The 25,006-nt window shown below is 64.1% G+C and carries 23 protein-coding genes; 16 read left to right on the top strand and 7 right to left on the bottom strand.

What is annotated here, in order from left to right; all coding sequences use genetic code 11:
- The first annotated feature begins 99 nt into the window (after positions 1-99).
- Both AC1MGT_RS08965 and AC1MGT_RS08960 read left to right on the top strand, forming a co-directional pair.
- Positions 100-1,026, top strand: coding sequence for a MerR family transcriptional regulator (locus AC1MGT_RS08965; protein WP_499503898.1), 927 nt, complete (start codon positions 100-102; stop codon positions 1,024-1,026).
- A gap of 207 nt (positions 1,027-1,233) precedes the next feature.
- Positions 1,234-1,620 carry a LysM peptidoglycan-binding domain-containing protein gene (locus tag AC1MGT_RS08960; RefSeq protein WP_499503897.1) on the top strand — a complete coding sequence of 129 codons (387 nt, stop codon included), beginning with the start codon at positions 1,234-1,236 and terminating at the stop codon, positions 1,618-1,620.
- A 51-nt stretch (positions 1,621-1,671) separates the two neighbouring features.
- Here AC1MGT_RS08960 and moaC read toward each other — a convergent pair whose 3' ends face one another.
- Positions 1,672-2,178: a cyclic pyranopterin monophosphate synthase MoaC gene (gene moaC, locus AC1MGT_RS08955; protein ID WP_499503896.1), complete on the bottom strand. Its 507-nt coding sequence runs from the start codon at positions 2,176-2,178 to the stop codon at positions 1,672-1,674.
- A 124-nt stretch (positions 2,179-2,302) separates the two neighbouring features.
- Between moaC and AC1MGT_RS08950 the strand changes: the two genes are divergently transcribed.
- The gene (locus AC1MGT_RS08950) at positions 2,303-3,841 is read left to right on the top strand and encodes a M48 family metalloprotease (protein WP_499504269.1); all 1,539 of its coding nucleotides are present in this window, start codon (positions 2,303-2,305) and stop codon (positions 3,839-3,841) included.
- Positions 3,842-4,052: 211 nt separating this feature from the next.
- Here the strand turns inward: AC1MGT_RS08950 and AC1MGT_RS08945 are convergent, their stop codons facing one another.
- From AC1MGT_RS08945 to AC1MGT_RS08935, 3 genes are read right to left on the bottom strand one after another with little or no spacing between them, the layout of a single operon-like run.
- On the bottom strand, positions 4,053-4,640 hold the full coding sequence (locus AC1MGT_RS08945; protein WP_499504268.1) for a DUF2946 family protein: 588 nt from the start codon (positions 4,638-4,640) through the stop codon (positions 4,053-4,055).
- 4 nt (positions 4,641-4,644) lie between these two features.
- Complete coding sequence (locus tag AC1MGT_RS08940; RefSeq protein WP_499503895.1) at positions 4,645-5,628, bottom strand: YheT family hydrolase; 984 nt, start codon at positions 5,626-5,628, stop codon at positions 4,645-4,647.
- 47 nt (positions 5,629-5,675) lie between these two features.
- Positions 5,676-5,870 (bottom strand): zinc-finger domain-containing protein, encoded by a 195-nt coding sequence (locus tag AC1MGT_RS08935; protein ID WP_183556139.1) that lies wholly within the window; start codon positions 5,868-5,870, stop codon positions 5,676-5,678.
- Between the two features lie 222 nt (positions 5,871-6,092).
- Between AC1MGT_RS08935 and AC1MGT_RS08930 the strand changes: the two genes are divergently transcribed.
- The 12 genes from AC1MGT_RS08930 to AC1MGT_RS08875 all read left to right on the top strand — a co-directional run bounded on the left by AC1MGT_RS08930 (position 6,093) and on the right by AC1MGT_RS08875 (position 18,829).
- The gene (locus tag AC1MGT_RS08930; RefSeq protein WP_499503894.1) at positions 6,093-6,851 is read left to right on the top strand and encodes an AzlC family ABC transporter permease; all 759 of its coding nucleotides are present in this window, start codon (positions 6,093-6,095) and stop codon (positions 6,849-6,851) included.
- Positions 6,844-7,188 carry an AzlD domain-containing protein gene (locus tag AC1MGT_RS08925; RefSeq protein ID WP_258835807.1) on the top strand — a complete coding sequence of 115 codons (345 nt, stop codon included), beginning with the start codon at positions 6,844-6,846 and terminating at the stop codon, positions 7,186-7,188. The genes AC1MGT_RS08930 and AC1MGT_RS08925 overlap by 8 nt, the downstream gene beginning before the upstream one ends.
- A 38-nt stretch (positions 7,189-7,226) precedes the next feature.
- A complete protein-coding gene (locus AC1MGT_RS08920) occupies positions 7,227-8,441 on the top strand; it encodes a phosphoglycerate kinase (protein WP_499503893.1) in 1,215 nt (404 codons plus the stop codon).
- A gap of 53 nt (positions 8,442-8,494) precedes the next feature.
- Positions 8,495-9,943 carry a pyruvate kinase gene (gene pyk, locus AC1MGT_RS08915; RefSeq protein ID WP_183556143.1) on the top strand — a complete coding sequence of 483 codons (1,449 nt, stop codon included), beginning with the start codon at positions 8,495-8,497 and terminating at the stop codon, positions 9,941-9,943.
- 110 nt (positions 9,944-10,053) lie between these two features.
- Complete coding sequence (gene fba, locus AC1MGT_RS08910; RefSeq protein WP_183556144.1) at positions 10,054-11,118, top strand: class II fructose-bisphosphate aldolase; 1,065 nt, start codon at positions 10,054-10,056, stop codon at positions 11,116-11,118.
- Positions 11,119-11,267: 149 nt separating this feature from the next.
- A complete protein-coding gene (locus tag AC1MGT_RS08905; RefSeq protein WP_499503892.1) occupies positions 11,268-12,164 on the top strand; it encodes a phosphoribosylaminoimidazolesuccinocarboxamide synthase in 897 nt (298 codons plus the stop codon).
- A 3-nt stretch (positions 12,165-12,167) separates the two neighbouring features.
- Entirely contained in the window at positions 12,168-12,665 is a 498-nt protein-coding gene (gene purE / locus AC1MGT_RS08900; protein ID WP_183556146.1) for a 5-(carboxyamino)imidazole ribonucleotide mutase, read from the top strand.
- Positions 12,666-12,669: 4 nt separating this feature from the next.
- Positions 12,670-13,869: a 5-(carboxyamino)imidazole ribonucleotide synthase gene (locus tag AC1MGT_RS08895; protein WP_499503891.1), complete on the top strand. Its 1,200-nt coding sequence runs from the start codon at positions 12,670-12,672 to the stop codon at positions 13,867-13,869.
- A 2-nt stretch (positions 13,870-13,871) separates the two neighbouring features.
- Positions 13,872-14,903, top strand: a complete 1,032-nt coding sequence (locus AC1MGT_RS08890; RefSeq protein ID WP_499503890.1) for an L-threonylcarbamoyladenylate synthase — start codon at positions 13,872-13,874, stop codon at positions 14,901-14,903.
- Between the two features lie 262 nt (positions 14,904-15,165).
- The gene (locus tag AC1MGT_RS08885) at positions 15,166-16,527 is read left to right on the top strand and encodes an SGNH/GDSL hydrolase family protein (protein WP_499503889.1); all 1,362 of its coding nucleotides are present in this window, start codon (positions 15,166-15,168) and stop codon (positions 16,525-16,527) included.
- Between the two features lie 68 nt (positions 16,528-16,595).
- Complete coding sequence (locus tag AC1MGT_RS08880) at positions 16,596-17,279, top strand: OmpW/AlkL family protein (RefSeq protein WP_499455764.1); 684 nt, start codon at positions 16,596-16,598, stop codon at positions 17,277-17,279.
- A 95-nt stretch (positions 17,280-17,374) separates the two neighbouring features.
- The gene (locus tag AC1MGT_RS08875; protein ID WP_499503888.1) at positions 17,375-18,829 is read left to right on the top strand and encodes a serine hydrolase domain-containing protein; all 1,455 of its coding nucleotides are present in this window, start codon (positions 17,375-17,377) and stop codon (positions 18,827-18,829) included.
- Positions 18,830-18,901: 72 nt separating this feature from the next.
- On the opposite strand, the gene AC1MGT_RS08870 is transcribed toward AC1MGT_RS08875, so the two are convergent.
- Positions 18,902-21,001: a putative bifunctional diguanylate cyclase/phosphodiesterase gene (locus AC1MGT_RS08870; RefSeq protein ID WP_499503887.1), complete on the bottom strand. Its 2,100-nt coding sequence runs from the start codon at positions 20,999-21,001 to the stop codon at positions 18,902-18,904.
- A 478-nt stretch (positions 21,002-21,479) separates the two neighbouring features.
- On the opposite strand from AC1MGT_RS08870, the gene AC1MGT_RS08865 reads away from it, so the two are divergent.
- Positions 21,480-21,827 (top strand): hypothetical protein, encoded by a 348-nt coding sequence (locus AC1MGT_RS08865; RefSeq protein ID WP_258835797.1) that lies wholly within the window; start codon positions 21,480-21,482, stop codon positions 21,825-21,827.
- A gap of 81 nt (positions 21,828-21,908) precedes the next feature.
- Here the strand turns inward: AC1MGT_RS08865 and AC1MGT_RS08860 are convergent, their stop codons facing one another.
- Entirely contained in the window at positions 21,909-23,873 is a 1,965-nt protein-coding gene (locus AC1MGT_RS08860; protein WP_499503886.1) for a phosphatase PAP2 family protein, read from the bottom strand.
- Between the two features lie 131 nt (positions 23,874-24,004).
- The gene (locus AC1MGT_RS08855) at positions 24,005-24,970 is read right to left on the bottom strand and encodes a Bug family tripartite tricarboxylate transporter substrate binding protein (RefSeq protein ID WP_499503885.1); all 966 of its coding nucleotides are present in this window, start codon (positions 24,968-24,970) and stop codon (positions 24,005-24,007) included.
- Positions 24,971-25,006: the final 36 nt, after the last annotated feature.

Raw genomic sequence — 25,006 nt, 5'->3', positions numbered from 1 at the left:
AACTTGTCTAACGTGTGCACCGTTTCTGTAGCATAATAAAGGTTCAATCAAGGGACAAAAATCATGGAAAACTCATTAAGAACCCATCATGAACCGATCATGTACCGGACCGGTGCTGCTGCGCGCCTGGCCGGATTGCCTGTAGAAACCCTGCGGGTGTGGGAGCGCCGTTACAGTTTATCGGATGCGCAGCGTTCTGAGCGCGGCCAGCGCCTGTATTCCGCCGAACAAGTCGCGCGCCTCGGCCTGCTCAAGCAACTGGTCGATCAGGGCCATTCGATTGGCGTGCTGGCCGGCTTGAACCGTGAACAGCTGCAATCGATGCTGGGCCTGGATGGCCAGGCGAGGGCGATTGCCACCTCGCCAGCGCGCGTGCTGCTGGTCGGCGCAATGCTGTCGCGCCGGATCGCCGCCACCGGGCAAGCTGCGCTGGGCCTGGACGTGCGCGGTCATTGCGCCACTCTCGCACAGGCGCTGGCGTTGCCGCGCGATGTCGGGGCGGACGTGCTGGTGATCGAACAGTCCGAACTCGACGACACCGGCCTGGCGCCGATCGCCGCCGCGCGCGAGGCCACTGGGGTTGCAGCCGTCGTGGTGCTGTACCGCTTTTGTTCCAGTGCCACGATTCGCGCCCTGCGCGCGCAGGGCTGCCTGGTGGCGCGCATTCCGGCTGACCTGTCCGAACTGGCGTTGCTGTGCCAGTCGGCCCTGACGGGCCACCGTCCGCCGCTGCAGGAGCAGCCGCTGCCGCCTGTAGCGCCGCCCCGCTTCGATGAGGAGGCGCTGAGCAACATCATGACGGCGGCCGGCATCCGCCTCGATTGCGAATGTCCCCGGCACTTGTCCGAGATCCTGATGATGATTTCCAGCTTCGAGCGCTATAGCGACCAGTGTGCCCATCGCAATCCGGGTGATGAGGTGCTGCATGCGCGGCTGAAGATGGCGGCAGGGCGGGCGCGCGTCGTGATGGAAGATGCGATGGAGCATCTGGCCATCACGGAAGGGTTGCCGTTGCCGAAAGGCTGAGGTCATCCGAATGCGCGAGCGGGGCTGGCGCGGTGACCCAGACCACGAGCAGAGTCGATCAAACTACATTTGTACAATACATCTTGATTTTTTGATCATAGGGTCTATCATGGGAGTTCGAGAGTATCCGGCACTGCTTCGGCGTCACGCCGGTGGTGCATTGCCGTCATGTGGAGGCATACCTTTCCAACAACCATAGAGGTCGACATGAAAACGCTACTGACTGCACTTGCTTGTATTCCCCTGCTGGTCGCATGTAATAAAGATGCGCCTGAGCCCGTCACTCCCGCACCGGTCGCTACTCCGCCTGTCGCGTCAGCGCCGGTCGAGGCACCTACCCCGGCAGCGGTCCTGGTGCCTGAGGCGCCTGCTACCGAAACCACGCCGGCGGCGTCATCCTCCGCATCGGGCTCATCGGCGGCAGGGATGACTGCATCCGGCGGCGAGGGCACGTACGTGGTCGACAAGGGCGACACGCTGTGGAGCATCGCAGAGAAAAACAATATTCAGCATGGCGATCTGGCGAAGTGGAACAACATCAACGATCCACGGGAACTGCAGATTGGCCGCAAACTGACTTTGTCCGCTCCGTAACCCTGACTGTTTCAGTAGTCTGAATACGCTGGAACGCGGCGCACCCGAGCGTTAGTCCTCGGGCTGCGCCGTCCAGTCACCGCTCTTGCCGCCATGCTTTTCCAGCACCCGCACATTGGTCATGACCATGCCGCGGTCGACCGCCTTGCACATGTCGTACACGGTCAGCAAGCCCACCTGCACTGCAGTCAGCGCTTCCATCTCGACGCCGGTCTTGCCGATGGTTTCCACCTGCGCCCGGCAATGAACGCTGTTGGCCGCCTCGTCAATCTCGAAATCGACCGCCACGCGCGTGATCGGCAACGGATGACACAGCGGCACCAGGTCGCTCGTGCGCTTGGAGGCCATGATCGCAGCGATGCGCGCGATGCCGATCACGTCCCCTTTTTTTGCGCTGCCCGACGTGATCAGGGCCAGCGTGGCCGGCTGCATGCGGATGGTGCCGGCGGCCACTGCGATGCGGTGCGTGTCCTCTTTGGCGCCGACATCGACCATATGGGCCTGGCCGGTGGCGTCGAAGTGGGTCAGATGGTCTGCGGTCGGGGTGGATTGCGTCATGAATGGCTTGGTATCGTTGGGTAACAAAGTGTTCTGGGAGCAGCAGGGTGCATGCGGATACGGTTATGATAGCACCGTGAAATCTGTCGTCCGACCAGCATCCGTGCGCCGCTGGCGCCCCGTCCTGACCGCTGTTGCCCTGTGCACGACGGCAGCGTTTGCCGTGGCTGCCCAGTCCGATCCGCTCCAGCGCCCCGACCACATCCACTTGCCGACGCTGGGCGACACCGCGCGCGTCGACCTGTCGCCGGTCGTCGAGCGCAAGCTTGGCGAAGAGATCATGCGCGACATCCGGCGCGACCGCGATTACCTCGACGACGAACCGATCTCCGAATACCTGAACAACTTTGGCAATGGCCTCGTGGCTGCGGTGCCCGGTGCGCGCGGCGAGACCAATGCCGATTTTCATTTCTTTGCCGTGCGCGATGCGGCGCTCAACGCGTTCGCGCTGCCGGGCGGGTTCATCGGTGCGCACTCGGGCCTTGTGATCGCGGCCCAGACCGAATCCGAACTGGCCGGCGTCGTGGCGCACGAGATTGGCCACGTCACGCAGCGCCACATTGCGCGCATGCTGGGCCAGCAGCGGCAGGATATCCTGCTGCCGCTGGCGTCGATGATCCTGGCGGCGCTGGCCGCCAAGGCCGGCTCGGATGCGGCGATGGGCGTGCTGATGGGCGGCCAGGGCCTGGTAGTCCAGCGCCAGCTCAACTTCAGCCGTGACGCCGAACGTGAGGCCGACCGCGTGGGCTTCCAGATCATGGAGGCGGGCGGCTACGACACCACCGGCATCGTCGCGTTTTTCCGTCGCCTGCAAAATGCGTCAAAGTTGTATGGCGAACTGCCGTCTGGTTTGAGCAACCTGAGCAGCCACCCGCTGACCCAGGAGCGCATCAGCGACATGCAGGCGCGCATCCGCGAAATGCCCAAGAAGCAGCGCGTCGACAGCCTCGACTTTCACCTGGTGCGCGCGCGCATCCGCGTGCTGCAGGAACCAAGCGAGCAGGGCCAGCGCAATACGCGCAGTGCGTTCAACACGCAGCTCAGGGAAACGCACCGCCATCAGCAGGCCGGCGCGCAGTATGGCCTGGCCTACCTCGCGCTCAAGCAGGGCAACCTGGCTGACGCGCAGAGCTGGCTCGATAAATCACGCGAGACCATGAAGCCGCGCGAAGGCGTGTTGTCGGCGGCGTCGAACGTCGGCGATGGCGCGACCATGTACGCGGGCCTGGCGATCGAGATCAAGATGGCGCCGGGCCAGCCGGCGTCAGTGCTGGCCGGGGCCGTGAAGGAAGCCGAGACGATGCACGCGCGTTTTCCGCTGTCGCGCTCGCTGGCACACCAGTACGCCGACGCCATGATCGCCACCGGCAAACTCGACGAGGCCACGCGCTTTCTGCGTGACCAGTCGCAGCAATACCGCGAGGAATACAAGCTGCAGGATCTGTTGGCCAAGGCCTATGCAAAGCAGGGCAAGATCGCTTTGCAGCATATGGCGCTTGCCGAATCGTATGTGCTGGCCGGCGCCACGCCGGCCGCGATGGCGCAGCTCGAGCTGGCGCGCAAGGCGCGCGACGCATCGTTCTACGACCAGGCTGTGATCGATGCACGCGCCCGCGAACTCGAGGCGCAGCAAAAGAAGGACAAGGAAGAGAAGGACGATTGACGGTCCGCCAGATCAGCCGGTCCGAACGTGGCGCCGGTAACGACCATCACGGTAGGGTGGACGGGTTCCCCGTCCACGCGGTGATGGTTGGCAGCGAGATCATCCGGCCCGGAAGCGGCCCCGGCAACAATCACCCCGTGGAAGGCGGAGCCTTCCACCCTACGTGGCGCGGGCGGATTGGCAGCCAGATCACTTGGCCACCATCACCTGCTTATGGCGCCGGCATCCTGTTGAACCCGAACCGCTGCGCCAGGTCGGCGTCCGCCACCCGTTCCACGGTGAACACCTCGCCCTGCCACGGCAACGCCAATGTGCCAGCGCCGCCGCCCAGCCACGCCATCACGGCGTCGTCCGATGCGACGCGGCCATCCAGCGTGAACTGGCCCAGCACCTGCGCTACATCGCGGTCATCGAGCTGCGCCACAATCTCGCCGGCCACGAACAGCACAGCGCCGGCATCGCTCAGGAACACGTGCTCGACAGTCGTCAGCGCCTGCCCGGTTTGCAATAGCAAACCCTGCTGCGGATCGGTGCGTGCGATGAACGGCGCGGCCTCCAGATTCACGTACACGCGCTGCGGGCCGTTCTGGAAATACCAGTTGCCCCGCTCGTCGTGCAGGTAATTGCGGTTGATGAACCCCACCAGTTTCTCGTTTTCGAGCCGGTCGCCGGGCGAGCCGGCCTGCTGGGTCGCTTCGTCGCGCATGCGCCAGTGGCCGCGCGCATCGAGCGCGAGCCAGCCGTAGCAGTGCGGTACGTTTGGCCACTTGGCCATTGCCTGTTTTACGATATCGTCCATAGTGTCAGCCAGCATCGCACAGTTCGGCGCCGGTCAGCGCGCGCGTGCCCGCTACGGCATCGAAATGCTGCAGGATGCGCTGCGCCAGCCAGTCGATCCGCCCCGGAAACGGCCCGGTCGGAAAGCCCACATGCCCGCCCGTGGCCGGGTACTCGAGCGTCACCGCAGCCGATGCCGTCGCCGGCAGGTACATCCCTGGCAGAAACGGATCGTTGCGCGCATTGAGCACCAGTGTCGGCACGGTGATCGCGTCCAGTACATGGCGCGCGCTGGCGCGGTGCCAGTAGTCATCGGTGTCGCGGTAGCCGTGCAGCGGCGCCGTCACCACATTGTCGAACGCATACAGGTCGCGCGCGGCGAGCAGGGCGGCGCGGTCGAACAGACCCGGAAACTGGTCGAGCTTGGCCAGGCACTTGGGCTTGAGCGTCTGCAGAAACATCCGGGTGTAAATCATGTTGAAACCCGACGATAGCGCTGCGCCGCCGCGCGCCAGATCGAGCGGGGCCGAGACCGCGCATGCCGCATCGACGATCGATGCGCCATGGCCCGATTCGCCCAGCCAGCGCAGCAGCGCGTTGCCGCCCAGCGACACGCCAGCCGCGTAGAACACACCGTCATGGCGCGCGCGCAGCGAGCGCGCGATCCACTCGACTTCTGCGGCGTCGCCCGAGTGATAAAAGCGGGGCGCCAGATTCGGCTCGCCCGAGCAGCCGCGAAAATGCGGCACCACGCCCGACCAGCCGCGCGCGGCCAGCGCCGCCATCAACGCGCGTGCGTAATGGCTCTCCGACGAGCCTTCCAGGCCGTGAAACAGCACCACCAGCGGCTGGCCCGGCTGGCCATCGACAAAATCAAGGTCGACAAAGTCGCCGTCCGCACTCGTCCAGCGCTCGCGGCGGTAGGCAACGTGCGGCTTGGCGATGCAGGTCGCCGGGTAGATGGTCTGGAGATGGCCGCCAGGCAGCCAGCGTGGTGCGCGGTAAGGCATGAAGAAGTGAGGAGAGGGGCGCGCGCAGTCGCGTACGCCCCGAAAGATCAGTGGTTCTTGAGCACTGTGCCCGGCGCCAGGCGGTAGCCGGTACCGCAGTACGGGCATTTCGCCTCGCCGTGGTGGTCGAAATCGAGGAACACGCGCGGGTGCGACGACCACAGCGGCATGGCCGGGTTCGGGCAGTGCGCCGGCAAGTCTTTCGCCGTGAGTTCCACGATTGGCATCGTCTTTTGGGTCATCTGGTGTCTCCGTCTGGCAGGTGGGCAAAGACAGGATTCTAACGGATTCGCTCTATTGTCGAAATGACCGTAAAATAATGCGCTCAACATATTGAGCCCAAGTGCCCTTTCTCAAGAGGCCACGACCCATTCCATGCGTTTCATGCCCCTCTGTTTCCAGACCACCGCTGTCGTCCCAGCCGTCATTTCGCTGCTGGGAAGTTGCACGAACGCCACACCACCATGCCCGTGAGCACCGGCGAGCCGGCTGGCCAGCCACCGGTCACGATCGGCGACGCGCCCGACCGCGACGCGTTTCGCGACGGATTCAAGACTGGCCTGCCAACGCTGTTCGGCATCGCTGCCTGGGGCCTGGTGGTGGGCATCGCCATGGTCAAGAGCGGCCTGTCCGTGCCGCAGGCGCTGGGCATGACACTGCTGGTGTTCGCCGGCTCGGCGCAACTGGCGTCGCTGCCGCTGATCGCGGCGCAGGCGCCGATCTGGGTGATTTTCGCCACGGCGCTGGTCGTCAATCTGCGCTTCGTGATCTTTTCGGCGCTGCTCGCGCCGCACTTTGCCCATCTGCCGTGGCGCCAGCGCCTGTATCTCGGCTATATCTCGGGCGATATTTCCGTCGCCTTGTTCCTGCAGAAATATCCGAGTCCGACGCCGGCGGTGGGCAAGCTGTCGTACCTGAAGGGCTTGATGTTCCCGAACTGGGGCGCCTGGCAAATTGGTTCGGTGATCGGGGTGTTTTTGGGCAGCACCGTGCCGGCCGAGTGGGGCCTGGGCTTTGCTGGCACGCTGGCCATCCTCTGCATCATGGTGCCGTTGATGATCAACCGCGCCGCCCTGTGCGGCGTGCTGGTGGCGGGCACCGTCTCGGTGCTGGCCTATGAGTTGCCTTACAAGCTGGGCTTGCTGCTGGCGGTGCTGGTCGGGATGGTGACGGCGATGGTCATCGAAGAAACAATGGACAAGATAAAGGCGCGCCGTGGCTGATTGGGAAATCTGGGTCGTGATTGGCGTGCTGTGCGTGGCCACGGCTGCCACGCGCAGTTCGTTCTGGCTGATCGGCCACCGCGTATCGATTCCGCCACGGGTGCAGGAAATGCTGCGCTATGCGCCGGCCTGCGCGCTGGCGGCCATCATCGGACCCGATTTTTTGATCGATCCGCAGGGCGGACTGCAGTTCACGCTGGCCAATCCGAAGCTGCTGGCGGGGCTGGCCGCGTTTGCGTTCTATGTGTGGCGCCGTAACATGCTGCTGACGATTTTATTCGGCATGCTTGTCTTTACTGCCCTGCGCGTCCTGCACGTTTTTGGCGCCGCAGCCTAATGTACAATGACGTTTTTTCACTATTGCCACGCTGACCAATGGACGCTTCCCGCCGTTTCACCCGTTTGCAAGACCTGATCGATCAGAACGCCCTGCAGGGCAAGCGCGTCTTCATTCGCGCCGACCTGAATGTGCCACAAGATGACGCTGGCAATATCACCGAAGACACGCGCATTCGCGCTTCGGTGCCGGCGATCCAGGCCGCCATCAAGGCGGGTGCGGCAGTGATGGTGACGTCGCACCTCGGTCGGCCGACCGAAGGCGCGTTCAAGCCGGAAGACAGCCTGGCGCCGGTCGCCGCGCGCCTGTCCGAGCTGCTCGGCCAGCCGGTCGAACTCAAGCAAAACTGGGTCGACGGCGTCGATGTCGCGCCGGGTTCGGTCGTGCTGCTGGAAAACTGCCGCGTGAATGCCGGCGAAAAGAAAAACAACGACGAACTGGCCCAGAAAATGGCCAAGCTGTGCGATGTGTACGTCAACGATGCCTTCGGCACCGCGCACCGCGCTGAAGCCACCACGCACGGCATCGCCAAGTTCGCACCAATCGTCGCAGCAGGCCCGCTGCTGGCCGCCGAACTCGACGCGCTGGGCAAGGCCCTCGGTCAGCCGCAGCGTCCGCTGCTGGCGATCGTCGCCGGCTCGAAAGTTTCGAGCAAGCTCACCATCCTGCAAAGCCTGGCCGACAAGGTCGACAACCTGATCGTCGGCGGCGGCATCGCCAACACGTTCATGAAGGCCGTCGGCCTGAACATCGGCAAGTCGCTCGTTGAAAACGACCTGGTGAACGAAGCCAAGGCGATCATCGACAAGATGGCCGCGCGCGGCGCGCAAGTGCCGATCCCTGTCGACGTCGTGTGCGCCAAGGAATTCGCGCCAACGGCCGTCGCCACCGTCAAGCTGGTGGCGGACGTACAAGACGACGACATGATCCTCGACATCGGCCCGCAGACCGCCGCCATGCTGGCAGAGCAGGTCGCCACGGCCGGTACGATCGTCTGGAACGGTCCGGTCGGCGTGTTCGAATTCGACCAGTTTGCCGAGGGCACCAAGACCCTGGCGCTGGCCATCGCCGGTTCCAGGGGCTTCTCGATCGCCGGTGGCGGCGACACCCTGGCCGCGATCGCAAAATACAAGATCGCCGACCAGATCGGCTACATTTCGACCGGTGGTGGCGCCTTCCTGGAATTCCTCGAAGGAAAAACGCTGCCGGCGGTGGATATCCTGCTGCAACGCAGCGCGCAGTCTGCAGCATAAATGAGACCCTAGCGCAGCCAGTGGCTGCGCTTTGTTTTTTACAAGGACACTTCATGTACCGTGGCACCAAGATCGTCGCAACCATCGGCCCAGCATCGACCGACTTCGATATTCTCGTCAAAATGATCCGCGCCGGCGTCGACGTCGTACGCCTGAACTTTTCGCACGGGAAGGCCCAGGATCACATCGACCGGGCCACCTTGGTACGTCGCGCCGCCGCCGAGTGCGGCCGTGAAGTGGCCATCATGGCCGACATGCAGGGTCCGAAGATCCGCGTCGGCAAGTTTGAAGAAGGCAAGATCTTCCTGAACAATGGTGACCGGTTCATTCTGGACGCAAAGTGGGGCGAGAACGGCGAGCTGGGCAACCAGGAGCGCGTGGGCCTCGACTACAAGGCGCTGCCACGCGACGTCAAGCCGGGCGACAGGCTGCTGCTCAACGACGGTCTGATCGTGCTGATCGTCGACCGCGTCGCCGGTCATGAAATCTGCACCACCGTGAAGGTCGGCGGCGAGCTGTCGAACAACAAGGGCATCAACCGCCAGGGTGGCGGCCTGACCGCGCCAGCCCTGACGTCGAAGGACATGGAAGACATCAAGACCGCGATGAGCTTCCAGGCCGACTACCTGGCCATTTCGTTCCCGAAAAGCGCGACCGACATGGAAATGGCGCGCCAGCTGGCCAATATCGCCGGCGAGCCGTACGGCCATAAGCCGATGATGATTGCCAAGATCGAGCGCGCCGAAGCGATTCCGCTGCTGCAGGAGATCCTGGACGCGTCGGACGGCATCATGGTCGCCCGTGGCGATCTGGCCGTCGAAGTGGGCAATGCTGCCGTGCCGGCGCTGCAAAAGCGCATGATCCGCATGGCGCGCGATTCGAACAAGCTGGCCATCACGGCGACCCAGATGATGGAGTCGATGATCGTCAACGCCGTGCCGACCCGCGCCGAAGTGTCCGACGTCGCCAATGCCGTGCTGGATGGCACCGACGCTGTCATGACCTCGGCCGAGACCGCATCGGGCAAGTACCCGATTGAAACCGTCGAGATGATGGCCGCGGTCTGTCTCGAAGCCGAGATGTCCGAATACAACAAGGTCGACGTCGACTTCCTCAACAAACAGTTCACCCGCATCGACCAGACCATCGCGTACGGTACGCTGTTTACCGCGCACCACTTGCGCGTGAAGGCGATCGTGGCGCTGACCGAGTCGGGCTCGACCGCGTTGTGGATGAGCCGTCACAGCATCGACACGCCGATCCTGGCGCTGACCCCGCTCAAGACGACCGAGCGCAAGGCTTCGCTGTACCGCAACGTGCGCGCCTTCCACCTCGAGCAGGAAGGTGGCAGCCACGCCGTGCTGCGCAAGGCCGAAGAGCTGTTGATGAACGAAGGTTACGTGCGCAAGGGCGACCTGATCGTGGTGACGTGGGGTTCGCCAATGGGCGAAGCCGGCGGTACCAATGCGCTCAAGATCGTGCGTGTGGGCGAATATGATTAACGGGATAGGGCGCCGCGCCTGATGCGTTCACGGCATGCCGGTAGTTCGGCATGCCGCGCTCGGCACGCGCCACTTCCCGACAAGTTTCTTTATTGTTTTGGAGTACTACCATGGCACTCGTATCACTGCGTCAGTTGCTGGACCACGCCGCCGAAAACGGCTACGGCCTGCCGGCATTTAACGTCAACAACCTCGAACAGGTGCAGGCCATCATGGCTGCCGCCGACGCTGTCAACAGCCCGGTGATCATGCAGGCCTCGGCCGGCGCGCGCAAGTACGCGGGCGAAGCCTTCCTGCGTCACCTGATCGACGCTGCCGTCGAAGCGTACCCGCACATTCCGGTCGTCATGCACCAGGATCACGGCCAGTCGCCGGCCGTCTGCATGGCCGCGATCCGTTCGGGTTTCTCGTCGGTGATGATGGACGGCTCGCTCGAGGCCGATGGCAAGAGCGTCGCCAGCTATGAATACAACGTCGCTGTCTCGCAAGAAGTCGTCAAGTTCGCGCACTCGATCGGCGTGACCGTCGAAGCCGAACTGGGCGTGCTCGGTTCGCTCGAAACGATGATGGGCGACAAGGAAGACGGCCACGGCGCCGACGGCGCCATGACCCGCGAGCAGCTGCTGACCGACGTCGACCAGGCCGCCGACTTCGTCAAGCGCACCCAGTGCGACGCCCTGGCCATCGCCATCGGTACCTCGCACGGCGCGTACAAGTTCACGCGCAAGCCAACCGGCGACATCCTGGCAATCGACCGCATCAAGGAAATCCACGCACGCATCCCGAATACCCACCTGGTGATGCACGGTTCGTCGTCGGTGCCGCAAGAGCTGCTGGCGATCATCCGCGAATTCGGCGGTGACATGAAAGAGACCTACGGCGTGCCGGTCGAAGAGATTCAAGAGGGCATCAAGCACGGTGTTCGCAAGATCAACATTGACACCGACATTCGCCTGGCGATGACGGCAGCGATTCGCAAGTACATGTTCCAGAATCCGTCGAAGTTCGATCCACGCGACTACCTGAAGCCGGCGCGCGAAGCGGCAATGGACGTGTGCAAGGCGCGCTTCCTGTCGTTCGGCTGCGAAGGCCAGGCCGACAAGATCAAGCCGATCCCGCTCGACAAGATGGCCGAGCGTTACAAGGCCGGCGAGCTGTCGCAGATCGTTCAATAAATCATAGGGATGGCGGCAACGCCGCCATCCCCGGGTTCGATCGCCCGCGTCGCAAATTGACGTAAAATATCGCATTGACCAGGCTTTACCGCCTGACTTTCACAACCGGCGGCCCGTTCCGCCGGTTCCGCTTTCCTGATACCCCATCTATGAACAGCCTCTACCAATCCTCCATTCAGTCCCTGCCACTGCTCGGTCACGGCAAGGTGCGCGATAACTACGCCGTTGGCGACGACAAGATCCTGATCGTCACCACCGACCGCCTGTCGGCCTTCGACGTGGTCATGAACGAGCCGATTCCCGGCAAAGGCAAGGTACTGAACCAGATGAGCGATTTCTGGTTCGAGAAGCTCGGCCACATCGTGCCGAACCACCTGACCGGCGTTGCGCCGGAAAGCGTGGTCGCACCAAACGAGGTCGAGCAGGTGACCGGCCGCGCGGTCGTGGCCAAGCGCCTGAAACCGATCATGGTCGAAGCCGTCGTGCGCGGCTACATCATCGGTTCGGGCTGGAAGGATTATCAGCAAAGCGGCGCTATCTGCGGCATCTCGCTGCCAGCCGGCCTTCAGCAAGCTGAAAAGCTGCCGGAGCCCATCTTCACGCCGGCCGCCAAGGCCGACCTGGGCGAGCACGACGAAAACATCTCGTTCGCCCAGATGGAAGAAAAAATCGGCGCCGAACTGGCTGCCAAAATGCGCGACATCAGCATCAAGCTCTACACGACCGCTGCCGAATACGCGGCCACGCGCGGCATCATCATCGCCGACACCAAGTTCGAATTCGGCCTGGATGACAACAACGTGCTGCACCTGATGGACGAAGTGCTGACCGCCGATTCGTCGCGCTTCTGGCCCGCCGACTCGTACGCACCGGGCATGTCGCCGCCGTCGTTCGACAAGCAGTTCGTGCGCGACTATCTCGAAACGCTGACCGAGTGGCCAAAGACCGCACCGGCGCCAAGCCTGCCGCAGGACGTCATCGACAAAACCCAGGCCAAGTATTTCGAGGCCATCGAACGCCTGACCGGCGAAAAGCTGAAGGCATAAGTGATGACCGAGCAATCCAAGCCGCTCGTCGGCGTCATCATGGGCTCGTCGTCCGACTGGGACGTGATGCAGAACGCGGTCGCGATCCTGAAGCAGTTCGGCGTGCCGTTCGAAGCGTCGGTGATTTCGGCGCACCGCATGCCGGACGAAATGTTCACCTACGCCGAGACAGCCCGCGCGCGTGGCCTGCGCGCGATCATCGCCGGCGCCGGCGGCGCGGCCCACTTGCCTGGCATGGTGGCCGCCAAGACCATCGTGCCGGTGCTGGGCGTGCCCGTGCCATCGAAGTACCTGCGTGGCGAAGACTCGCTGCTGTCGATCGTGCAGATGCCCAAAGGCGTGCCGGTGGCAACGTTCGCCATCGGTGAAGCAGGCGCCGCCAATGCAGCGCTGACCGCCGTGGCGATCCTTGCTGCCAATGACGACGCGCTGGCCGACAAACTGGAGCAGTTCCGCCGCGACCAGACCGCCGCCGCCCAGGCCATGACCTTACCTGTTTGAACCGATGACCCAAGCGCAGCAGACTTCTCCAATTCTTCCATCGGCCGATCCGTCCACCTGGCTTGGCGTGATGGGTGGCGGCCAGCTTGGCCGCATGTTCGCGCATGCCGCGCAAAGCATGGGCTACCAGGTTGCCGTGCTCGAGCCGAGCGCCGATTGTCCGGCCGGGCAGGTTGCCGATCGCACCATCGAAGGCAACTACGACGATGCGGCGGCGCTGGCCGAACTGCGCGCGCTGTGCGCCGCCGTGACGACCGAGTTCGAGAACGTCCCGGCCGACAGCCTGCAACTGCTGGCCGAAGGCAGCTTTGTCGCACCGGGCGCATCGTGCGTGTCGATCGCCCAGGACCGCATCGCCGAAAAGCGTTTCTTTGTCGAGTGCGCGCCAACCTCGAAGGTGATGCCGGCGCCGCACAAGACGATCGCCTCGCACGCCGACATCGACGCCATCGGTGACGACCTGCTGCCGGGCATCCTGAAAACCGTGCGCATGGGTTACGACGGCAAGGGCCAGGTACGCGTGCGCACGCGCGACGACGTGCGCGCGGCGTTTGATGACATGGACGGCGTGACCTGCATGCTCGAAAAGATGCTGCCGCTGGCCTATGAAGTGTCGGTGCTGACCGCGCGCGGCCGTGACGGCGCCTCTGTCGTGTACCCGATCGCCGAAAACGTGCATCGCGACGGCATCCTGTTTACCACCACCGTGCCGGGTCCGAACGTGTCGCCGCAATGCGCGCGCCAGGCCCAGGATGCAGCGCGCGCCATCGTTGACCAGCTGGGTTACGTCGGCGTGCTGTGCATCGAGTTCTTCGTGCTCGACGACGGCACGCTGGTCGTTAACGAAATGGCGCCGCGCCCGCACAATAGCGGCCACTACACGATCGACGCCTGCATCACGAGCCAGTTCGCGCAGCAGGTACGCGCGATGGCCCGCCTGCCGCTGGGCGACGTGCGCCAGCATTCGCCAAGCGTCATGCTCAACATCCTGGGCGACGTGTGGTTTGACGGTGACACTGACAACACGCGCGAACCGGCCTGGGACCGCGTGCTGGCGCTGCCGGGCGCCAACCTGCACCTGTACGGCAAAAACGATCCGCGCCGCGCCCGCAAGATGGGCCACGTGACCTTCGTTGCGCCGACGCTGGGCGAAGCGCAGGCCAATCTGCGCGCTGCCTGCGCCATCCTCGGGATCGCCGCGTAACCATGACCGACCTGCAGATCGACCAGTCGGTCATCGACACCGCCGCCCGCCTGCTCGACGCGGGCGAGCTGGTCGCGTTTCCGACCGAGACCGTGTACGGCCTGGGCGCCGACGCCGAGAATCCAGCCGCAGTGGCCGCCATCTACGCTGCCAAGGGCCGGCCGCAAGACCATCCCGTGATCGTGCACCTGGCGCCGGAAGCCCCGCTCGATTACTGGGCCTGCGACATCCCGCCAGAGGCTGGCGCGCTGGCCGCGGCCTTCTGGCCCGGCCCGCTGACGATGATCCTGAAACGCGCGTCGAATATCCCCGACGCTGTCAGCGGCGGCCAGGACACGGTTGGCTTGCGCTGCCCGTCGCACCCGGTGGCGCTGGCGCTGCTGCGCGCGTTCAAGGGCGGCAAGGGCGGCATCGCCGCGCCGTCGGCCAACAAGTTCGGGCACGTCAGCCCGACGCTGGCCGATCACGTCGTCGACGAATTCGCGATGGACGACACGGTGGCGATGGTGCTCGATGGCGGAGCGTCGCAGGTCGGCATCGAATCGACCATCGTCGACCTGTCGCGGCTGGACACACTTGGTCCAGTGCTACTGCGCCCTGGCCACATCAGCGCCGAGGCAATCGCGGCCGTGATCGACCGCATGCCGGCCGCAGCCGATGCGGCCGCGCCGCGCGCCTCGGGCACGCTCGAATCGCATTACGCGCCGCACACGCCGGTCGCGATGCAGGCGCGCGCGGTGCTGCTCGAGACGATCGAACAGCTGCACGCAGCCGGGCGCAAGGTCGCGCTGATCCACGTCAGCACCATGCCGGAAACCCACGCCGCGCAGCGCCTGCCGCCCCAGCCTGCAGGCTTCGCCCATGCGCTGTACGCCGCGCTGCGCGCGATGGACGGGCAGGGCGCTGACGTCATCCTGGTCGAATCCCCGCCACAGCATGGCGAGTGGCTGGGCGTCAACGATCGCCTGCGCCGCGCTGCGCATGGATCGACGGGCATCGTCCACGGATTGCTCAACAGTCGACCAAACGTTTAATTCACGTCAACGAATCGATTGATGGGGCGTAAGTACGCCGCAACTTGCCGCCCCACTCGTTACAAATTCCCCACTTTCTGCCGAGTAAAGGCTGGTTATAATCCGACCCCGACAGCCAGACCCATCGCATCTGATAGGTACGTATCGCAACGGCCATTAAGCAATGGATTTTGCTATACATGGGTAATGAACGCTGGCATAGTAAGCACGCAGCGAATAGCACGAGCGTTCGTTTAGAAAAAAATTCAACTCAGGAGACACAATGCGTCAAACCAAATTTGCGCTGGCCGTGCTGACGGCAGCGCTGCTGTCCGCGTGCGGCGGCGGCACGAGCCCGGCAGGCGGCGACCAGGCGACCAAGGTCACGTTCACCAAGCAGGTCTCGTTCGGCGACAGCCTGTCGGACGTCGGTACCTACCGCGTCGGCGCCGTGGCGGCAGCTGGTGGCGGCAAATTCACCATCAACGGTGACAGCACTGCCAAGAGCGAAGACCTGAACGGCAAGATCTGGCTCGACTTCATGGCTGCCCAGCTGAAACTGCCGGCGCCATGCGCTGCGCAGACCGGCCTGCAAGGCGACGCATCGCTTGGCTTCTCGGTTCCGATTGTCAACAATCCGAATTGCTTCAACTACGCCCAGGGCGGTTCGCGCGTGGTCAACCCGATCGGCCCGGGCAATGCTGCGACCGGCTCGCCGATCGGCGAAATGACTACCCCGATGGTCACCCAGATCGCCAACCACCTGGCCCGGTCTGGCAACAAGTTCACCGGCACCGAGCTCGTGACGGTTCTGTCGGGCGGCAATGACGTGCTGATGCAACTGGCAGCCGTGACCAGCGCCGGCACCGCTGCCGGTGCGCAGGCCTTCGCTGGCGCCCTGGCCACCCGCCTTGGCGCAACTGCCACCAATCCGCAAGCCGCTACCCAGGCAATCCTGGCTGCGATCGCTACCGAGAATGCCCGCCCAGGCAAGACCGATGCAACGCTGGTCGCTGCTGCCGTGCGCGCCGCCGCTACCCAGCCAGGCAATTCGGCGGTTGCCGCACCTGCTGTGTATGGTCCGCTCGTGACCGCCGCGCAAGCGGACGGCACCGCTGCTGGCAACACCGCCGCCGGCGCCTACGCCACTGCCAACGCCACCGCGATGGTGACGGCGCTGGGTACCGCCGGTGCGCAGATGGCTGGCCTGGTCAAGAACGAACTGCTGGCCAAGGGCGCGAAGTACGTCATCGTCGCCAACCTGCCTGACGTGGCCAGCACGCCGACCGCGAAATCGCGTCCGGCTGCGATCCAGGCGCTGGTCGCCGCGATGGTCAACGCCTTCAACACGCAGCTCAAGGCCGGCCTGGGCGCCGACGATGCGCGCGTGCTGTACTCCGATCTGTACTCGGTCAGCAACGACCAGGTGAAAAATCCTGGCCCGTATGGCTTGACCAACACCAGCACCCCGGCGTGCGCCAACAACGCGCTGGGTGGGACCTCGCTGATCTGCACCGCCAACAACACGGTGGCGGGTGATGTGAGCCGCTACATGTTCGCCGACGGGATCCATCCGACCCCGTTCGAGAACGACCTTATCGCCCGCTACGTCTTCAAGGACATGGCTATCAAGGGCTGGCTGTAAGCAGGTTCTCAGCAACGAGCGGCGGGCCTGCCCTGGCGGCGGGCCTCACACATCTATCAGGAGAAGTCATGAAAGTTCGTTTTAGCAGTATCGCCAAGGTTGCGGGTGTCGCTGCCGCACTGGCGTTCGCCACCGGCGCATCGGCGCAATCGGCTGGCCAGATCACCGCCAAGGTCGGTTTCAACCGCCTGATGCCGAAGGTCGAAAGCGGTGACATCAGCGCGCCGGCACTGCCAGGCACCAAGGCCGACGTCGGCAACGACATGCAGCCAGTGGTCATCCTGTCGTACAGCTTCACCGACAACCTGTCGGTCGAGGGCGCCCTCGGCACGCCTTACAAGCACCAGATCTATGGTGCGGGCGCGATCACCGGCGTGGGTTCGGTGGGCACGGTCGAGGCGCTGCCGCCGACCGCGTTCTTCCAGTACCGCTTCTTCGCGCCGACCGCGGCCTTCCGTCCGTTCATCGGCGTGGGCCCGACCTACGCGTACTTCATGAAGGAACGCGGTAACGGCAAGCTGACCTCGATCACCAATCCTGGCAGCGACGTGCCGACCACCTTCAAGATCGACAACAAGCTGACCTACAGCGCGCAAGTGGGTATCGCGATGAACTTCGACGAGCGCTGGTTCGCCGACGCGACGGTCATCAAGACGCGCCTGCGCACGGACGTGCACTTCTCGACCGGCCAGACCCAGTTCATGAAACTGGATCCGGTGGCGATCGTGCTGGCGGTGGGTTACAAGTTTTAAGTACGGCGCAAGCCGCATGACGAGAGCCCGCCGCGTGCGGGCTTTTTTCATGGCGCGTCGGCGCTGTGGCTGTCCGTTATACTTGCTAATCGCCAATGCGAAAGCTTCCGATGACGCCATTACAATGTATCGCTACCGTGCCAATAGTGGCCGCATTAGCGTTCCCTGTTGCTGCTGCAGCGACCGATAACGCTCACCGTATCGCCAACATCGAGCGGGGCCTGCGGCCTGCTCAGGCACTTGCCGGCGCGCCGGTGCCGTTGAGCACGCTCGAGGGTGAGATGCGTCGTCTTCACGTACCTGGATTGAGCATCGCAGTCGTCGATGATGGGCGATTGGCATGGGCAAAAGGCTATGGCGTCGTGGGTCCGGGCGGTGAGCCTGTGACGACAGAAACGTTATTCCAGGCGGCATCGATCAGTAAGCCTGTTGCAGCATTTGGCGCCATGACGCTGGTTCAGTCCGGAAAGCTCGACCTGCACGCCGATATCAATACGCAGCTGCGCAGCTGGAAATTGCCTGCTGCATTTGGCGGCGCGCCAGTGAGTCTTTTGCAATTGCTGTCGCACACCGGCGGCCTGAACGTCAGTGGGTTTCCCGGGTATGCGCCAGGAATGCCCGTCCCAACCCTGCTGCAGGTTCTGGACGGCGTGGCGCCTGCCACCACAGCGCCGGTACGCATGACATCACCACCAGGCGGCACGTGGCAGTATTCGGGCGGCGGTTACACGGTGGTGCAGCAGCTGATGATCGACGTGACTGGCCAAGCTTTCGAAACGATCATGCAAGCGCGCGTGTTGGCGCCATTGGGAATGCCATCCAGCCATTTCAGTCAGCCAGCCAGCACCGCGACCCTTGGGAAGGCAGCTTTGCCGCATGACAGCGCCGGCAAGCCGTACGCCGGTGGCCCGTCCACCTATCCGGAGCTCGCTGCGGCCGGCATGTGGACAACGCCGAGCGATCTGGCCCGCTTCGTCATCGGTGTTCAGGCATCTGCCGCCGGGCGCAGCAAGGTGCTGCAACCACAGAACGCGCGCAGGATGCTCGCTGCAGTCCGTAACGACTACGCACTGGGCTTCGAGACCGCCGGCAGCGGCGCCGCCGCGTCCTTCGCCCATGGTGGCAGTAACCGCGGGTATCAGAACTATTTGTTTGGCTACGTCGATGGCGGCCGTGGCGCAGTGGTCATGACAAACGGCGACGCTGGCGACGAAGTGGCGCGCGCGACCATGCGTGCCATCGCCGCCGAGTATGGCTGGCCCAGCTATCAAACCGCACTGCGCGAAGCAATGCCGATCGATGCCGTGATGGCGCAACAGATGACCGGGAAATACGCGATCCCCGGGTTGGGTGACTTCGACATCACCGTGCAGGACGGACAACCGATGTTCTGGATCAAGGCGGGCCAGGGTGAGCGCTTGTACCGCGAGTCGGAAACGCGTTTTTTCGTGCTGTCGCAACGACTTGAATTGCGCTTCGATGCGCTGCCTGGCGATACGGGTCAGATCGTCGCCGGGCCTTTCGATGTCCGTTTCAAGCGCGTACCGTAAGAGGCGGCTTTTGTGAAGATTTGGGCGCCGATTCTGGACGTGTTGGAATGCACAGCGGCATTCACGGCGCCCTCAATGCACAGCGCTGGCGTACTGCACGAATAGTTCGGCACTCATCGCCGGCTGGTACAGGAAGCCCTGGTAGAGATGGCAGCCTGCATTGGCCAGAAATTGGTGCTGGCCCGCCGTCTCCACGCCTTCGGCGATCACCTGCAAGCCCAGGCTGTCGCCCAGCCCGATGATCGAGCGCACGATCGAGGCATCGTTCTGGTCGGTGAGGACCTCGCGCATGAACGATCGGTCGATCTTGAGCTGGTCCAGCGGCAGCTTGCGCAGGTAGGCCAGCGACGAGTAGCCGGTGCCGAAGTCGTCCAGCGAAAACGAGACACCCTGCTGTTTCAGTGTGGCCATCGTCTGCGCGGTCGATGTGAAATCAGTCACGACCAGGCTTTCGGTCAGCTCCAGGCGCAGCCCTGACGGCTGCACGCCGGTTTCGGCAAAAATCGTTGCGAGCAGCGTGACGAAATCCGGTTCGGTGAACTGGCGCGCGCTGACGTTGACCGACAGCGTCAGGCCGGCCGTTGCCGGCTGGCGCTGCCAGCGTGCCAGCTCGAGGCAGGCAGTGCGCATGACCCAGGCCCCGATCTCGATGATGAGCCCGCTTTCTTCGGCGATGCGGATGAACTCGGCCGGCAGCACGACCTTGCCATCGGGCTGGTGCCAGCGCAGCAGCGCTTCGGCCCCGATCACGTGGCCCGAGCGGTCGAGTTGCGGCTGAAAGTGCAGCACGAATTCCTGGCGTTGCAGCGCGCGCCGCAAGCAACTTTCGAGTTCAGCGCGCGCAAGCCACGCGGCCTGCACCGCCGGGTCGTGAAAGCGAAACGTGTTGCGTCCGGCCGCCTTGGCCTGGTACATCGCGGCGTCGGCCTGGCGCAAGGTCGATTCGACCGTGTCGTGCAAGCCGCACAGCGTCACCACGCCGACGCTCACCGACAGCGTGTAATGCAACTCGCCCAGCTGGAACGGCGCCGCCAGCGCTGCGACCACCTTCTTGGCGACCGTCTCGGCCTGCGCCGCCGCCACATCGCGCGAATCCTCGACCGGCCGGATCAGCACCACGAACTCGTCGCCGCCCAGGCGCGCCACCATGTCCGCTTCGCGTACGCAGCCTTCGAGCCGGCGCGCCACGGCCTGCAGCAGCAGGTCGCCGGCGGCGTGGCCCTGGCTGTCGTTGAGGTACTTGAAGTTGTCGAGGTCGCAGAACATCAGCGCGCCGCATTTGCCGCTGCGGGCGCTGCCGAGCAGGGCGCGGCGTAGCTGATCAAGCAGGTTGGCGCGGTTGGGCAGGTCGGTGAGATGGTCGAAAAACGCCAGCCGGAAGATCCGCGCTTCGCTCGATTTGCGCTCGCTGATGTCGGTGCCGATCACCAGAATCTTCTGGCTCGCGCCCGGCACGGCATCGGGCGCCAGCAAGGTCCAGCGCGTGTCGGTGTCGACCTTCGAGCCGTCACGCCGCATGTGCGCCAGTTCGCCGCACCATTCGCCATCGGCCAGCGTGTGGGCGAACGCGGTTTCGTAGTGGGCCTGCTCGTCGCACAGCAGCTCGCAAAAGCGCTTGCCGATCGCTTCGTGCGCACTCCAGCCGTACAGGCGCTCGGCGCCATGGTTCCAGTAGCTGATGCGCGAGACCATGTCCATCGCGATGATCGCATCACGCGCCTGCTGCAAGAACGACGCCTGCTCGAGCATCACGAGATCGGCGTGCTTGACCCGCGTGAAATCGGCCAGGAAACCTTCGAGCATGCCGGCCTGCCGGTTCAGGGCGCCTTGTTCCCAGATCCACCGGATTTGTCCATTGGCAGTGCGAATCCGGTACGTGACCTGGAAGGGCTGGTTCTGGGCCAGTGCGATCGCCACCGCCGCATGCATCTGGTCGCGGTCTTCGGGCAGGATGATGCTCGCATACGACAGGCCCGGGCGACCGGTGAACGCGGCCGCCGAGTAGCCGGTCACTTTTTCGACGCCGTCGCTGATGAACACCATGCTCCACTCGCTGTCATTGCGACAGCGGTACGCAGCGCCCGGCAAATTACTCAGCAGCAGGTCGAGCGACAAGGCATCGCTGCGGCTGGATGCGGACGGATCGGATACGGGGTGCGTCAAGCTCATCATGCCTCTACCGTGAAATGCGCCAGCCTGTGCAGGCCATGCAACATGCATTCGATGGTAGCGCAAATCGGGCCGCTCGCAAGTCCCAAGTACGGATGACCAGACGAATCGTCATCAGATGCATTCGGTATGCCACGCAAGGTAAAGCGGCATTGGCAAGGTGTCACAATTAAAGCTGGTAAAGCCGTAAAGCCGGGGTCAGGTCTGACATTCGGACACGACCTCAGCCTTATTTGCTTGATTGGAGGTAAAGCCGGGGTCAGGTCTGACATTCGGACACGACCTCAACCTTATTCGCTTGATTTAAGGATCGCGTTGAAATTCAGAGGCAGTATTAAGCGATCCGCCTGGAATTGTTGTTCTTGGAAAAGCAAAAAATAGACGCCAGTGCAGAGGCCGTGTCCGAATGTCAGACCTGACCCCCGCTTTTGCGATTTTGGCGTGCGCTACGCAACCTGCGGCTCGGTGCTATGCTTTCACCATGACTACTGATACCGATATTGAACTGTCCGGCGCCTTTCAGGCCAAGGACAGCAACGGCCGTACCCTCGACGTCAAAGAGATCCGCATTTTCGACGAGGGTTACGGGATCATCGATGTGTACGTGGAGTTTGCTGCCAAGCTCGATCCTGATGCCTACAAGGACACTGTCCTAGTGCGTCAACTCGTCGAGCGCCTGCGCACGCTCGGGTACAAGGGGCCAGATTTTGGCCACAGCGACCCGGGCCTGCAGGAGAGCCGTCTGATCGTGCTCGAGGCGCCGGAAGAGTTTTCGGCGTTCGCCAAGAGCCGTGGCTGGAAGAATCTGGCGGAAGAGTTCGACGAGTAAGCTGCGGCAGCAACGTGGCAAAACAATGGGGCCGGGTTCGTCATCGAACCCGGCCCCATTTTCGTGGAACCTGCGCTGCGCTTACGAACCCAGGCGCAGTTGCAGGCCCGTGTCGGTGTAGGTCGGCGTCACGGTAAAGCCGTCGACCGTGATGGTCTCGAACTTGCCCTTCAGGCTTGCCGCGCTGATGACGGTGAGCGTGTCGCCCACGGCCGGCTTGACGCCGTCCTGGAACTTGATGCGCAGTGTGCCGCCGCCGATGGTGGCCGCGCCCGTCACGCTCATGCGGCCGCCCTGGGCCGCGCCCAGGCGCAGTTCCAGCGTCGCGCCGGTCAGCTGCGTGTACTTGCCGCCTACGACCAGCGTGGCCGGCGCGTTGCTGATCACGGTACCGCCGCCGGCGACATACACGTCACCGGTGCCGAAGGCGGTTGTCGACAGCGCTTCGAGGCTACCGGCGTCGACCTGCGTGCCGCCGGTCCAGGCATTCTTGCCGCCCAGCTTCAACGCGCCCGAACCTTGCTTGACCAGCTTGCCGCTGCCGGTGATGTCGTTGCGCCAGCGGTCGGCGGCGTTGAAGCCGCCTTTGCTCGCGTCCATGTTCAGCACGACGTTGCCGGAAAACACCGCATAGCCTTCGGCCGCAGCAAACAGGTTCAGGCGGCCCCAGCCTTCAGCATCGTCCAGGATCGGATAGCCGGAACCGATCGCGGTGGTTTTCAGCACCACGCGGCGTTGCGCATCGGTCAGGTACGGCAGGCGCGTTTCCAGCAGCACTTCGGCGCCTTTTGGCACGACGGCCGGCGCGGTGGTCGAGCCGATCAGTGGCAGGCCGAAGGTCATGCGGCGCAGGTAGTTGGCTTTGCTCGTCGCGTAGTCGGCAAAGCGGTCGTTCGCCGGCGTGCCCGAGATGGCGTAGCTCGGGAAGGTGCTGGCGGTCGTGCCGGTCAGCTTCATCAGCGTGGTCTGCGCCTGTTCGCGGGCTGCGGCGCGCGTGGTGGCGCCGGCAGCGATCAGGTTGGCGGCAGCAACGGCTTGCGCCTGCACGCGACCGCTGATCACGTCCAGCGGCGAATGCATGCCGGCGTAGATGCGGCTCTCGCCCAGTTCGAGGCCACGGCCGACCAGTTCCTGGTAGCGTTCCGGCAGCACATAGGCCATGGCGACGGCGTTGCGCACGGCCTCGGCCGAGTGGCCGCTGGTGAAGCCGCCGTCGGTGTTCGGCGTCGCGCTCTTGGCTGGTTCCAGCTGCGGCACGACCTGTACCGCGCTGCTCCAGCGGTAAGGGCGCGCGTACTTGTAGAAGCGCTTGGCTGGCTCGGTCGAACCGTTGCCGCCCATCGCATTGACCAGGTCGACGACTTTGCCGAACTCGGCATTGGCGGCGCCGCCGACGCCGTTGTTGTTGCCGCCATCTTCATACTTGACCTTGATGGCATCCGCCGGCATGTCGTTGATGGTGGTGGTCTGGCGGGTGGCGCTGCGCCACGCATCGGTCAGCGGGCCCATGCCGCCGGTGACGCTGTAGCCCTTGCCGCGCCGGTCGTCCAGATACGCCAGCAGAGCCTGCTCCGAGGTGCGGCTGGCGGTGGCCTTAACGACGTAATCGATGTTGGCATTGTGCACGGCGGCGTTGACGATCGTGCCGCCATTCGTGCCGTCGTTCGGCACGCCGGTCCAGGTCGATGCGGCAACGGCCGGGAAGCCGTCGACGGCCGGCGCCGTCTGGCCTGCATCGACGAGTTCGGTTACCGGCTTCCAGATGGCCAGCATGCCGCCCAGCACGCGCACGCCGGCATTCGTGGCCAGCGTGGCGTAGCGGGCGTCGCCGCGCTGGTTGGTGGCGGCGGTGTCGACAAAAGCGAGGACGGATGGCACCGGCGCGGTGTCGGCCGCGCCCTGGTCAGCTGGCGCGGCCGGGATGACGATGGCGACATCGGCGGCGGTGGCGTCGTCATGGTGGTCGGAACCACCGCAGGCGGACAGGGCAAGTGCGGCGCCGATGGCGACGGCAAGCGGAAGACGGCGGAGAACGACGTGATGCATGTGAACCCTTCAATGGTGGTGAGGCGAAAAATTGAAGGGATGATAAGAAGTGCGTGTGACGTCATGATGACGCGCGGTCGGTTGCGCCCGATCACCGGCGGTAGGTAGCGGTGATCGGGCGCCGCCCTGCGTCAGTCGACCGTTACACCGGCGTCCTTGACGACCTTGCCCAGCTTGACCGATTCGGTGCGCATCAGGGCGCCGAACGCTTCGGGCGTGCCGCCAACGACCGGCGTGCCCAGCTCTTCCCATTTCTTGCGGAAGGCCGGATCGGCGAAGATCTCGTTGAGCGCCTGATTCAGGCGCATCACCACCGGCTTGGGCGTGGCGGCTGGCGCCACGATGCCGTGCCAGCCCGTGAAGTTGTAGCCGCTCAGGCCCGACTCGGCCAGGGTCGGCACGTCCGGCAAACTCGGCACGCGCGTGGCTGTCGTCACGGCGATCGGATGCAGCTTGCCCGTCTTGATGTACTGGACCGAGCTGCCGAGGATGTCGAACATGACCTTGACGTGCCCGCCCAGAACATCGTTCAGCGCCGGGCCGGCGCCCTTGTAGGGAACGTGCTGCAGCCTGGTGCCCACCGCAGTATTGAACAGTTCGCCCGCCAGGTGCTGCGGGGTGCCGTTGCCGGCCGAGGCAAAGCTCAGCGTATCGGGATGCTCTTTTGCCATGGCAATGAACTGCTTGACGTTCTTGACCGTGACCGAAGGGTGCACTTCGAGCACCAGCGGGAAGGCCGAGATCTGGATCACCGGTGCAAAATCCTTGTCCGGGTCGAACGGGATCGATTTGTACAGCGTCTTGTTCACCGCCATTGGCCCGCTGGCCGCCAGCAGGATCGTGTAGCCGTCCGCCGCCGATTTCGCCACCATGCCGGTCCCGATATTGCCGCCAGCGCCGCCCCGGTTGTCGATGATGACGGGAACCTTGAACTTTGCCTGCAGCGGTCCCTGGATCAGGCGCGCCATCGCGTCGGTCGGCCCGCCTGGCGGATAGGGCACGACGAAGCGGATCGGCTTCGACGGATACACGTCGGCGGCGCCGGCAACGAGCGCCTGGGTCATGAACAGCGTTGCGAGAAGTACCTTCTTGAGCATGCTTTGTCTCCGGTTTGTCTTGTTTTGTTTTGGTGG

This window comes from Telluria sp. BA11, from assembly GCF_056680305.1.
This window is presented reverse-complemented; position numbering and strand designations above follow the sequence as displayed.